This window comes from Lactococcus sp. LG1074, assembly GCF_017309525.1.
GTDB lineage: Bacteria > Bacillota > Bacilli > Lactobacillales > Streptococcaceae > Lactococcus > Lactococcus petauri.
This window is the reverse complement of sequence record NZ_CP071293.1, coordinates 1740440-1753236: the sequence shown is the minus strand read 5'-3', so window position 1 is coordinate 1753236 and position 12797 is coordinate 1740440. Positions and strand designations below refer to the sequence as shown.

The following is a 12797-nucleotide window of genomic DNA, read 5'->3' as shown; positions in this document are numbered from 1 at the left end:
CAGTCCCCTATACAAACACATTCCTACGCTGGTACTAACCAGATCAGGTCAAATGGTGTTTCTCAGCTCTTGGTTTCCCTTAGAGCACCCATTGTGCAAATTTTTAATTTTACAATCTTAATATACCATAAGATGTTTACTTTAGCAAAAATGTCATACTTATTCCCAGAAAATTCCAAGCCATATGAATGGCCATATTGAGGTAAAAATTTCGGTATTTAAAATAGAATGTGGTTAACACCAGACTCATTGAGCCATAAACAAGCCAACTGTAAAGATCTGTTGGACTGTGCATACCTGCAAAAAGCAGAGCTGCTGTCATGAAAGCTAAAAATTTATTTTTTGTGAAGAGAACTTCGAAAGGGCCAACACGGTAAGTGAGTTCCTCAAAGAAACCGGCAAAAATCGTTTGGACAGCAAAGATGCCTAAAGGAATAACCTGGGCGAGACTATTCAATGCCTCTTGATTTTCTGTACTTGCGTGTAAACCAAGCGCCTGTGCTAAAATGTTGACACAGAGTGAAACTAAGAAAAGCGCACCAAATCCGAGGGCGATTTTGCCCAAGGGAAATTCTTTGATAGCAATCGGTGGAATAATATTACGGCGGCGAGCAAGAAAGTAAGATACGCCAAGAGCAATAAAGAAAATCATAAAAAAGATCACTTGGTCAAGAGAAGAAAAAGCTCTTCCAGAATGCAATTGGCTCATGAGTGACGTAGCAAAACTTGGCAATAAAGAAAGTACAAAGAAAGCAAGCCAGATTGATTTTTTATAAGTAAAAATTAAACTAATTAGATAAAGAAGGAGGCTGAGTCCTAACCATTGCCCCCAACCAGCCCGTAAAGAAAAAGGAAGGGCAAAGAGAAGAGCAGGAAGAATTGTCCAGGTCCAAGGTTTTTTAATAAGGTCTCGAAATTTAATCATAGAACAATTCTAACATATAATCATTGATAATTTGTATAAGTTTTAATAAAATATAAGAAGATAAATGGAGAATCAGAATGAAAGAATTCATAAATAATTTAGAAGTTTGCTTACCAGGCTACCGTGTACTCAATCGCGAAGAAAATTTAAATTTTTATCGTGATGTGCTTGGCATGAAAGTCTTGCACGAAGAAAATGCAGAAGTTTTTTTATCTGGTTATGCAGCAAAGCAACCAAGGTTAATCTTAGAGGAATCACCAGGTGTAGTTCCAGTTCAAGGTGTGAAAAAACATGGACGTACAGTCATCCAAGCTGATGAGGATGAAATCGAACAGCTTTTAGCGCGCAATCTGGACCAAGTCACACATCTTTATCAGGTAAAAGACAGTTGGGCTTTTGAAGCTGTTTCTCCAGAAAGTGATGTTTTTCTGATGGTATCTGTAAATGATTGGTCAGACTTAATGGAAGTTGCTAAATCTGAAGTTGACTTTGATGAGGGAGAATTTACAGGATTATCCGATTTCGCTATTAAAGAAGTGCAAATTAATATTGCTGAAAAGTCTATTATTTCAGAGTACGAAAAAATTCTTGCTGTAAAAGCGCAAGGGAATCTTTTAGATCTTGCTGGCTTGCATCTGGTCTTTTGTCAAAATGATGGACCTGACTTGACAGCTAATATGGATGAAAAGCTAGACCTGATGCTTTTACGTTTTCAAGTGTCGCCATCTTTTGATTTGGCTCAGTTTGCAGATGATTTACCTGATGAAAAATTGTATCTGGATAAAAAAGCAAAGACATTGGCTATTGACATCCCACACCACATGGAACTTTGGTTTACAAAACAAGGCCTATGAAAAGTGAAGAAGAATTTTTAGCGACAATTGATGACTATGTGGCAGAAGCAATTTTCCCAGGCTGCCAGATTGCTATTGTAGAAGGAACAAAGGTTCAAGAGTTTGTTCGAGGCAATCAAGCAATACTTCCACAAGTCGAGCCATTGGTTGCAGGGAAAAAATGGGATTTAGCTTCCGTTTCAAAAGTTGTAGGTACAGGAACAGTAGTCATTAACCTCGTTTTATCAGGAAAGTTAAGTCTGGATGCTCCGTTTACGTATTATTATCCTGATTTTCATGATGAGAGCATCACTTTGAGACAGCTTCTTACTCATACAACAGGTATCAATCCGTTTATTGAAAACCGTGATAAGTTAGATTTTAAAGGTTTAAAAGAGGCGATTGACCATATCGAGGTAACGGAAGACAAAAGTTGTCACTACACAGATATTAACTTTATTTTGTTGGGCTTTATGCTTGAAAAGCTTTATGGGAAATCTTTAGACGTAGTTTTTAAAGCAGAGGTTTTTGAAAAGTGGGACATGTCTGCCACATCTTTTGGTCCTGTTACCAATGCTGTACCCACAAGTCTAGATACGAGAGTGGGAACAGTTCATGATCCAAAAGCAAAAGTGTTAGGAAAACATTGTGGATCAGCAGGGCTTTTTGCACCCATGAATGATTTAGTGAAATTTGTTCAAGGTTATTTTTCAGACACAAAATATTTGGCCCTACAGAAAAATTTTGCAGCGGGTCAACGTCCAAGAAGTTTAGCTTGGGACTTCCTACATGACCAATGGTTACTGCACACAGGTTACACAGGAACTTTCATCCTGATGAATCTGGAAGCAAAAAAAGCGGTGATTTTCTTATCCAATCGTGTGCATCTGAAAGATGAGCGGGCACAATGGATTGCAGATCGCGATGTATTGATTGAAACACTCATAAAAAATTTAAGCTGACAGTCCTGTCAGCTTTTTTTACTACCACATAAAAAAACATTTTCCTTTTAAAAAGGAAAATGTTTAATATTTCTTAACTGATATTGTCTACAGGATCGTTCTTTTTCCGATAACTGATTAATATAATAAAGTAAAGTAGTGCGGTAAAGAGGGTTACTCCAATAGGGTTAGTAGTAAGGATACCAAAGAAAATCAATAACAAAGCAATAAGAGCAATAAGACTCATACTCATAGTACCTAGAGCTTTGGCCTTACGCGCCAATAAGAAGCCTGCAAGACTAATTAAGAACCAAACTAAAAGGACAGTGTAAGATAAAGAACCAGCGAGATAGTTGAATAAGCTGTCTCCTAAGAAGTAAGAAAGAACAACACCAATATACAATGTCCCAGAGCAGAAGAGCACAGCTCTTTGAGGAACCTTGCTTTTATTTAAAGTAGCAATTTTTTGCGAAAACTTCCCTTTATGATTTTTTAAGCGGAAGAATAAAATTCTTGAAGAGGCATAAATGCCAGAGTTGATTGAAGAAAAGAGCGCCAGAATAATAATGAAATTAATGATATCTGCAGCAAATGGAATATGCATTTTGTTAAAGACCATGACAAACGGGCTCATTGTTGATGTTGCCAAGTCGTTCCAGTTGTAGATAAGGAGCAAGAGGAACATTGGGACGATATAAAAAGAAATGATACGTCCAATAACGCCTCGGATAGCGCGCGGGATAGCAGTTTTAGGATCTTCTGTCTCACTAACAGTAATGGCAATGAGTTCAGAACCACCGTAGGAATAGATAACAATCAATAAAGAATTGATAACGCCTTTAAGTCCGTGTGGCGCAAAGCCACCATATTTTGTCATCCCTGAAAATGCAGATATCAAGTTGGTATTAAAAATGTTTTGTGCAACTAAAATGACACCAAAAATAATAAGAAGAATGATAACGCTGATTTTGATAAAAGCAAGCCAGTATTCCGTTTCGGCAAAGAATGTTACTGACAGTAGGTTAATAAGTGACGTTAGGATAGCGATGAGTAAGACAAAAGCCCATGAAGGGATATTAGGAAACCAAAGCTGTATAAAGCTAGCAGCAGCGACAGCTTCGGCAATAATATTAATCATCCAAAGTGACCAATACACCCAGTCGGTAAAGTCGGCCGCATGGTTACCCAGATAAGGTTGAACCAAACCTGAGAGGCCATGTGGTTCATCCGAGCTGAGAACTAATTTTTCTAAGCTCTTCATCACAAAGAATAAAACCACGCCTCCGATAAAGTAAGAAAGAAGGACAGCAGGACCAGCAGATTCTATAGCGGAAGCGCTCCCTTTAAAGAGTCCAGCCCCAATTGCTCCACCTAGAGCAATCATAGTGATATGGCGTGTTGCCATTCTCTTTTGTAAATTTTGATTATTTTCCAATTATAAATTCCTCTCGTTATAAAAATAAATATTTTTAATTTAAAATTCTAAGTCAAATTAAGTCTCCTCTCATTTTATTGTCACGTTTGAGTAGCAATAATCGTTAAAAATAAATTAAAAAAAGATGCCCAAAGGGACATCTCTTTGCCCCTTTTTGACCAACGCCAAAGAGGACTCACACCTTTACTTTCCAGTACTTAGTGTGAGCCCATAATCAACAACAAAACTGTGTGATAAGCGTTAATCATTTTTTGAGCCTCTTTATTTTAATAGTGTAAAGTATAATACAAATAATACAAAAATTCAAATTTTTGCACAAATTAAAAAATTAAAAGTGGACTTAAAAAATTTTTATATCAAAAGGTTTTTACATTGACTTACACTGAAGGAACTAAGTCTTAGAAAAAATTTTTATTGAAGACGGACATACGTTTTTTATTAGGGCATTCGTGAAAAAATTAGCCAAATATGGTATAATGTATGCACATTTTAAAGGGATTTAGAAGAAAAAATAGACGGAGAGTTGGTGCAAAAAGGCATCAAAAATAGGATAAAGATAAAATGAGCAGAATGATGCCAGCACGTGTACGCAGTGAAGGAATAGCCCTGTATAGTCAGGGGCTTTTAATTGATCCGTCAATAGAAGATTTTAAACTTTCTGCAGAGGTTGCAGGAGAACAAGTAATTTACGATATGGATGGAGCGCAGGACTATTGTTCTTGTGCTGATTTTCAGCGTAATCATCGCTATTGTAAGCACATTGCTGCAGTAGAAGAATACCTCAAGAATGAAAATAAAGAAATCGAAGACGATAAAAAAAATATAGAAAAGATTGAGCTAGTGGCAAATGATGAATTGGCTGCCAACGCTGCCTTTTTAGATGCCTTGAATGGGGAAACACAAGTTAATTTCGGAGCAGAGCAATTTTCGATTGAAGTACATGTTGAAGATAATTCACAACTCTATGATGTTTTTTCTATGGATTACTTCATGTATTTTGACTTACGCTTATATAGCGAACGTTTAGGTAGGGCTTATGTGATTAAGGATATTCCATATTTTTTGAGAACATTGCAAAACTTTGGACAATATTCGCTTGGTGCTCTTCACTATGTTGATCTCTTTTTTGATAATTTCGATGAAGCCAGTCAAGACTTTTTGAATTTCTTGCTTAAAATACATGGCAAACTTGATGCCCAAATGGCCAATCAACTATATATTAAAAATGGACGTTACCTCAACTTCCCTTATCTTTTTATTGAAGAGGCAATGGATTTGGCTTCTAACTTGTCACGTTTTAGCTTGAGATTATCAGGTGCATTGGTTAACTATTTCACCTTCGTTACTCTTGACGAAGATTCAGAAATTTTTAAATTTAGTGTGACAAGCCAAAGAGACTTTATTGAGCTAAAAATCGAAGATAATGCTTTCAGTTCCTTTTACAGTGGTTCGCTTTTATATTATAATCATGTTTTTTATAAGGTTGACCATGAACAAAAACGGTTGTTACAGCTGGTTCAAAAAGAACTTGAGGGTGCAAAACATAATCAATTTTCATATATGGATAAGGACAAAGTAGCGCAAGCACTGCAACAACTTTCTAGTTTAGGTCAAATCTCAGCTCCTGAAAATTTTGTTATTCGCCCCTTTACACCGATTTTTAACTTTGCTAATCCTGATGGACAAAATATAGAACTTTCGGTTCAATTTGATTATGGAAATTTTAAAGTGGAACACTTCCATGAATTAGAAACACTCGAGTTTTCAAGAGACTTACGCCTAGAAAATAAGATATTTACGCTCATGGCTCGTTTTGGTTTCACACGTTCTTTTACAAGTTCTGTTACGCTTTCGGCACAATTTGCAGAAACTTTCTTTATTAAAATTTTGCCCCAATTCCAGAAATTAGGTCAAGTAAAACTGTCTCCTGGACTAATGGATATGAAAGTCGATGAAGTGCCGGAAATCATGATTGATCGTCGAGGAGGCTTGTTGGATATCGCCTTTGAAATGCCAAGCATCGGCGAAAATGAATTTGCAAATGTTATTGCACAACTGCAAAATAATGCGGAATATTATGTCAGTGAAAACGGAAAATTATTTATCTTTGACCAGAAGTTCAGTGAGTTGAAATCGGCTTTACGAGAACTGGATGATAATTTTACTATTAGTGGAACGAGCTTAGAAGTCAATGTGACACGTAGCTTCCAAGTTTCTAAAATATTTGAAAATATTTCAAGTAGCAATTTTTCGAATGAATTTAAAGCCTTCTATGAACACTTAACGCACCCAGAAACCTTCCCTTACGAAAAACCTGAGCATGTCAAAGCAGAACTGCGAAGTTACCAGGAAACAGGAGTTCGTTGGATGTCTATGTTAACGCACTATCACTTAGGAGGTGTGTTGGCAGACGACATGGGGCTGGGTAAAACAGTACAAGCAATCACCTATTTACTATCAAATCTAAAAGAAGATGAAACAGCCTTAGTCACTGCTCCTGCCAGCCTTATTTACAACTGGGCCAGTGAGTTTGAGCAATTTACGGACACGGTAGATTATGTGGTTGTTGATGGGATGAAGGCCGATCGTGATGCTTTGATTCACGGGAAACATCAAGTTTATATTACAAGTTACGGAAGTTTCCTTAAGGATTTCGATGATTATCAAGACAAGAAGCTTAACTATCTTCTCTTGGATGAAGCACAAGCTGTGAAAAACTACAGCAGTAAAACAAATAGAGCACTTAGTCAACTGAATGTTGAGCATACTTTTGCTTTATCAGGAACGCCGTTGGAAAATCGCTTAGAAGAAATTTGGGCTATTTTCCAAGTGGTAATGCCTGGCTTTTTACCAAAACGGGAAACATTTAATAAGATGTCGCCAGAAGTTATTGCCCGTATTATCCATCCATTTATTATGCGTCGTAAAAAAGAAGAAGTTCTGACAGAGTTGCCTGATAAGATGGAAATGACCTTACGCAATAACATGGTTGAAGAGCAAAAGCTCTTATACTTAGCACAATTGGAATTGATGCAACAATCTGTCCGTCAAATGGACAGTGCGAGTCTTAAGAAATCACGTATTGAAATTTTGGCAGGAATCACACGACTCCGTCAAATATGTAATACACCGGCACTTTTCATGGACAATTATGAAGGTGGTTCTGGGAAGTTAGACAGTTTGATGGAGCTTTTAGAGCAAGTCAAGGCTTCTGGTCATCGCCCTTTGATTTTCTCACAGTTTACCAAAACCTTCCCTTATATTGAAGAAGCCATGGAAAAATTGGATCTCACAGCTTATAAGCTAACGGGTTCAACTCCAGTCAAAGAACGGTTAGAAATGGTACAAGCCTTTAATGCTGGAAGTCGTGATGCTTTCCTCATCTCACTGAAAGCAGGTGGTGTAGGTCTGAACCTTACAAGTGCTGATGTTGTTATCCTGGTCGATCTCTGGTGGAATCCAGCGGTTGAGGAACAAGCCATTGCAAGAGCTCATCGTATGGGGCAAAAGAGTACTGTTGAAGTCATTCGCTTGATTACACAAGGAACGATTGAAGAAAAAATCATGGAGATTCAGGAACGTAAAAAAGATTTGATTGCAAATGTTTTAGACGGTGATGTGATTGATAAGACGCTCAGCGAAGCAGAAATCAGAGAAATTTTGGGACTATAACTTTAAAAATCACTGAAAATGCGATATAATAATAATTGAAACACTTACCTAAGAAAAAAATAAGATTAAACAAACTTTTTAAGGAACGTAGAGGAAAAGTTTCAAGACAAACAAAAAATTAAGTAGGGCAAGCAATGAACGAAGGAAGAAGAGTCGTATTTCCAATCATAGATGATGATGAAATGCTTGAAAAAGACACACGCGTCATCATGACAAATTCACAACTGATTACTAAGAATCCTAGTCAACAAGACGAGGCTTCTTTTGGTGGTGTTCAAATGTCTGATAAAAAACGTTCAGATGTCTATAAGCCAATAAAAACAAAGGTCAGCTATAGCACTCAACATCGTCCATTAAATAGCAATCATAGTGGGTATAGTTCTTTTGATAAAATGCCTAAAAAAACGAGTGTTGATGAATCAAAAGAAAAGGCCAAAAGAGAAGCAGCGGTACCTCCTAAACGTCCAAAAGGCTATGTTCATCCGCTAGAGCGTGATAAAGATGATTTTTCTTTGCGCCGTTCATCAGCAGTACTTAATGCAGCGAAACCGGCATCGAGTGAAAAGAAGACAATCGAACAAAAGCCGATGTCTCCAAGACGTCCAGCCACTAATAATCCGATTCGGGATATGAAAAAACGAGGATTAAACCTCGATGAAGCTATTATTTCTGGCTCTCCTCAAAAAGGAGAAGATAAGGCTAAAACTGCAAAAAATGAGTATTTCGATAATAAACGGAAGAACTTATTTGACCGCGGACTTTAAATAAAAGAAGGAGAAAAGATTTCAGTTCCGACTGAAATTTCTTATTTATCATGGAAAAAGTATATCATTTTATAGGAATTAAAGGCTCAGGTATGAGTGCACTCGCTCTTATGCTCCACCAAATGGGTAAAAAAGTACAAGGCTCGGATACAACTGACTACTATTTTACACAACGTGGACTTGAGGAAGCGGGTATTCCTATTCTTCCTTTTGACGAGAAAAATATTACACCAGAAGTTGAGTTGATTGCAGGGAATGCTTTCCGTACGGACAATAATGTAGAAATTGCTTTTGCTGAAAAAAATGGCTTCACTTTTAAACGTTACCACGAGTTTTTAGGTCATTTCATGGAAGATTTTATCAGTGTTGGGGTTGCGGGGGCGCATGGTAAAACTTCAACGACAGGAATTTTAGCTCATGTCATGAAAAACGCTGTGGATACGTCATACTTGATTGGTGATGGTACAGGACGTGGAAATGCGGACAGTGAGTATTTTGTTTTTGAATCTGATGAATATGAACGTCACTTCATGCCTTATCATCCAGAATATACAATTATTACAAATGTTGACTTTGACCATCCTGATTATTTCCAAAATATCGATGATGTAGCCTCTGCATTCCAAGACTATGCTCAAAATATTAAAAAAGGTATTTTCGTTTTTGGAGAAGATCCTTATTTACGTAAAATTACAGCAGAAGCACCGATTTACTATTATGGTTTTGAAGATGGAGATGATTATCAAGCAAAAGATATCATCCGCTCAACACGCGGCTCATCTTTTGATGCTTATTTCCGCGGTGAAAAAATCGGACACTTTGTCGTGCCTGCTTATGGGAAGCACAATATTGCAAATGCTTTAGCGGTAGTTGGTGTAACACATCAGCTTGGCTTGGATATGAATGATATTGCTGATCATTTGTTGACTTTCTCTGGTGTAAAACGCCGATTTACAGAGAAAAAAGTTGGCGAAACAATCATTATTGATGATTTCGCACATCATCCTACCGAAATCGAAGCAACGATTGATGCAGCGCGTCAAAAATATCCAGATCGTGAAATTGTAGCCGTTTTCCAACCTCATACATTTACACGAACAATCGCCTTTGCAGATGAATTTGCTCAAGTCCTTGATTCTGCAGATACTGTATATCTTGCTGAAATTTATGGCTCTGCGCGTGAAGTTGACCACCATGAAATTACAGCACAAGACCTTGCGGATAAAGTACGTAAGCCTGCTCGTGTTATTTCAGTGGAAAATGTTTCGCCACTTTTGGATCACAACCGCGGTGTTTATGTTTTCATGGGCGCAGGCAATATCCAACAATATGAAGCAGCCTTTGAGGATTTGCTCAGTCAGTTGACAAAAAATACATTGTAAAAACAAAAAGACTTCCTCAACAGGAAGTTTTTTTATTTGTTAAAGTAGAAGATAAATGATTTAAAAGTAACAATCATTATCCCCAAAAAACTAGCACCATTAAATTATATACCCCAATCTGTAAACCTATACCGCTTATCAGCTCTATGATATAATAAAAGTATGCTAACATTTCCACTGGTCAATGATACGTCACGAAAAATCATCCATATTGATATGGATGCCTTTTTCGCTTCAGTAGAAATACGGGACAATCCAGAATTAAAAGGTAAGCCTGTGGTTATCGCACGGAATCCACTGGAAACAGGAGGACGTGGCGTTGTTTCAACGTGTTCCTATGAAGCTAGAGCCTTTGGAATCCACTCGGCTATGAGTGCAAAAGAAGCTTATGAACTCTGTCCACAAGCTGTTTTTATCAGTGGAAATTATGAAAAGTATCGTGCCATATCAGAACAAGTGCGGGAAATTTTTAATCGTTATACTGATGAAGTAGAAGCGGCATCCATTGATGAAGCTTATCTGGATGTTACGCGAAATAAGATCGGATCAACAAGTGCAATCAAAGTGGCGAAACTTATACAGCATGATATTTTTATTGAGCTTGGTTTGACTTGCTCAGCGGGGGTTTCCTATAATAAATTTTTAGCAAAAATTGCTTCGGATTATGAAAAGCCCCATGGTTTGACTGTCATCCTGCCCGAGGCAGCAAAAGATTTTCTAGCAGAACTGCCAGTGGAAAAATTTCACGGTGTGGGTAAGGCTACTGGAGCAAAGCTGCATGAGCTGGGAATTTTTACCGGCGCGGAAATTCAAGCAGCTGACCCATTACTCTTGGCTGAACGCTTTGGGGTTTATGGTTGGAATCTTTTTTTGAAAGCCAATGGTATTCATCATGCTCCAGTTGTGACAAGTCGTCAAAGAAAGTCAGTAGGTAAAGAAAGAACTTATAGCAAACTCCTCTATAATAGTGAAGATATCAAACAGGAACTCGCTAACCTCTCCGAACGCGTCTCTACTAATGTGAAACGCCATCAACTTCTGGGTGATACAGTTGTACTCAAGTTACGTTACTCTGATTTTAAGACAATTACGAAACGCAAAAAACTTTCAGAGAAGATAAATGAAGCAATTACACTTGCACATGTGGCTCAGGATTTACTGGAAGAGATTGATTATGATGAAACAATAGGAGTCCGCCTTCTTGGAGTGACCCTTACGGGATTTGGGGCAGAAGAATTACGATTAGATATGCAAAACTGAGAAAAGGAATAAAGGGGAGTTTTTTCCTTTTTTTAATGAGTAAAAAACATAGGCCAAACATACAAGCCAGTTGGATAAGTAGGAGGATTTCTTCTAAAGATACAGAAAAAGATACCAAGAAAAGCCAGAGGAAGTCGCCAGCACCAATCCCAATATTGATAAAAAAAGAAACACAAGCAAGACCGAGCCAGAAATAGCTTATGGGACTGATAGGAAAGAAAATAAAAAAACAAGCAGTAAAGCCTAAACCAATATTTAAAGGATAAGAGTAAGTATCAATATCAAATTTGCTCAAAAGTAAGCTTATGAAGAGGGTTAAAAAGTGGAGTAAGTCTAAATCAAACCAAAGTGCACCAAAGAGAATTCCGGTAAGAAATTCTAAGATAAAATAACTGTAAGAAAATTTTTCTCCACAAAAGGCGCACCTACTTTTAAAGATGAATTGAGAGATTAAAGGAAGGAGTTGCCACCATTTGAGGACTTTTTGGCAAGAACTACATTGTGAACGCCCAAAAATAATTGAGGCTTCTGTATCCCAGCGCTCACTTACTAGACCGAGGAAAGAGCCAAAGATGGTCCCGATAATGAAGTAAAATATAAGCATGTTTATTAATACGATAAAAAGATAAAAAACTCACAATCTTAAGCAGAATATTTTATAATTGACCTCTTTTTTTATATAATTGTAATAGAAATAAAAAATTGGAGGTTTCTATGTCTAAGGAAAAAACACAAGAAGTTTTGAATCAAACAGTTGCAGATTTATCTCAAGCAGCAGCACTTGTTCATCAAACACACTGGTATATGCGTGGTTCTGGTTTCTTGACTTTGCATCCTAAAATGGATGAGTTCATGGATGGACTTAACGAGCATTTAGATGAATTTGCTGAACGTTTAATTACGATTGGTGGTTCACCAGTTTCAACGCTTAAAGAGTTTGATGAGAAGTCAAAAATTGAGCTTCAACCAGCAACTTGGGATAAATCAATGTCTGAACGTTTGCACGGTGTCTTGGATACTTACAAATACTTGGCTAAACTTTTCCAAGAAGGCATGGATATTGCTGAATCTGAAAATGATGCAGTTACTGTTGACCTTTATACAGTTGCACTCGGAGATGTTGAAAAAACAATCTGGATGCTCGAAGCAGAACTTGGATAATAAAAAAGACCTTACACACGCGGTAAGGTCTTTTTTTTTTTATCCGTTTTTAATTTTTCCAGGCCAGTTGTTCAAGCCAGTTTTAAGAATATAAACTTCTGGTACGCCAGCTTTTTTGAGTTGTTTAGCAACTTTGACTGAAGCTGTTGGTTTACCATTTTCATAAAGTAATACAGGTTTCTTTTTGTTGATTGCGTTCAAACTTTGTTCTATTTGAGAAGCAGGTAAATTACGAGCACCAAGGATGTGTTTTACTCGGAAATCTGCTGCTTCGCGTACATCGATAAGTTGCGAAGTAGCCATCAAACGTTCAAATTCAGGTGCTTCAACGACTTTGGCGTTACGTTTGAGTGTCCAACGTGGATAGAGAAAAAAGACAACAATGAGGGCTAAAAGTATAAAGTCAATGATCCAGATCATTTAA

Annotated in this window: 11 protein-coding genes and 1 riboswitch; of the genes, 7 read left to right on the top strand and 4 right to left on the bottom strand. The window is 37.3% G+C overall.

All coding sequences use genetic code 11. From position 1 onward, the window contains the following. Nucleotides 1–3 precede the first annotated feature (3 nt). A riboswitch (TPP riboswitch) is annotated at nucleotides 4–102 on the bottom strand. Between the two features lie 34 nt (nucleotides 103–136). After that, on the bottom strand, nucleotides 137–925 hold the full coding sequence (locus J0J36_RS08745; protein WP_153925387.1) for a CPBP family intramembrane glutamic endopeptidase: 789 nt from the start codon (nucleotides 923–925) through the stop codon (nucleotides 137–139). A gap of 77 nt (nucleotides 926–1002) precedes the next feature. On the opposite strand from J0J36_RS08745, the gene J0J36_RS08740 reads away from it, so the two are divergent. Both J0J36_RS08740 and J0J36_RS08735 read left to right on the top strand, forming a co-directional pair. Beyond that, complete coding sequence (locus J0J36_RS08740) at nucleotides 1003–1779, top strand: CppA C-terminal domain-containing protein (RefSeq protein ID WP_206886706.1); 777 nt, start codon at nucleotides 1003–1005, stop codon at nucleotides 1777–1779. After that, nucleotides 1776–2720: a serine hydrolase domain-containing protein gene (locus tag J0J36_RS08735; protein ID WP_153925381.1), complete on the top strand. Its 945-nt coding sequence runs from the start codon at nucleotides 1776–1778 to the stop codon at nucleotides 2718–2720. Before J0J36_RS08740 ends, J0J36_RS08735 begins: the two co-directional genes overlap by 4 nt. A gap of 73 nt (nucleotides 2721–2793) precedes the next feature. Here J0J36_RS08735 and J0J36_RS08730 read toward each other — a convergent pair whose 3' ends face one another. Beyond that, nucleotides 2794–4134 carry an amino acid permease gene (locus J0J36_RS08730; protein WP_019292251.1) on the bottom strand — a complete coding sequence of 447 codons (1341 nt, stop codon included), beginning with the start codon at nucleotides 4132–4134 and terminating at the stop codon, nucleotides 2794–2796. A 561-nt stretch (nucleotides 4135–4695) separates the two neighbouring features. On the opposite strand from J0J36_RS08730, the gene J0J36_RS08725 reads away from it, so the two are divergent. From J0J36_RS08725 to dinB, 4 genes are all read left to right on the top strand, one after another. Then, nucleotides 4696–7806, top strand: a complete 3111-nt coding sequence (locus J0J36_RS08725; protein WP_019292250.1) for a DEAD/DEAH box helicase — start codon at nucleotides 4696–4698, stop codon at nucleotides 7804–7806. Between the two features lie 134 nt (nucleotides 7807–7940). After that, complete coding sequence (locus J0J36_RS08720) at nucleotides 7941–8570, top strand: hypothetical protein (RefSeq protein ID WP_019292249.1); 630 nt, start codon at nucleotides 7941–7943, stop codon at nucleotides 8568–8570. A 50-nt stretch (nucleotides 8571–8620) separates the two neighbouring features. Next, a complete protein-coding gene (gene murC / locus J0J36_RS08715; RefSeq protein WP_019292248.1) occupies nucleotides 8621–9952 on the top strand; it encodes a UDP-N-acetylmuramate--L-alanine ligase in 1332 nt (443 codons plus the stop codon). Nucleotides 9953–10114: 162 nt separating this feature from the next. Next, on the top strand, nucleotides 10115–11212 hold the full coding sequence (gene dinB, locus J0J36_RS08710) for a DNA polymerase IV (protein WP_019292247.1): 1098 nt from the start codon (nucleotides 10115–10117) through the stop codon (nucleotides 11210–11212). Here dinB and J0J36_RS08705 read toward each other — a convergent pair. Then, nucleotides 11166–11816 carry an A24 family peptidase gene (locus J0J36_RS08705; RefSeq protein WP_019292246.1) on the bottom strand — a complete coding sequence of 217 codons (651 nt, stop codon included), beginning with the start codon at nucleotides 11814–11816 and terminating at the stop codon, nucleotides 11166–11168. The genes dinB and J0J36_RS08705 overlap by 47 nt on opposite strands. Before the next feature lie 110 nt (nucleotides 11817–11926). On the opposite strand from J0J36_RS08705, the gene J0J36_RS08700 reads away from it, so the two are divergent. Further along, complete coding sequence (locus J0J36_RS08700) at nucleotides 11927–12373, top strand: DNA starvation/stationary phase protection protein (protein WP_003133306.1); 447 nt, start codon at nucleotides 11927–11929, stop codon at nucleotides 12371–12373. A 39-nt stretch (nucleotides 12374–12412) separates the two neighbouring features. Here J0J36_RS08700 and J0J36_RS08695 read toward each other — a convergent pair whose 3' ends face one another. Beyond that, nucleotides 12413–12793 carry a rhodanese-like domain-containing protein gene (locus J0J36_RS08695; RefSeq protein WP_019292245.1) on the bottom strand — a complete coding sequence of 127 codons (381 nt, stop codon included), beginning with the start codon at nucleotides 12791–12793 and terminating at the stop codon, nucleotides 12413–12415. Between the last annotated feature and the right edge of the window lie 4 nt (nucleotides 12794–12797).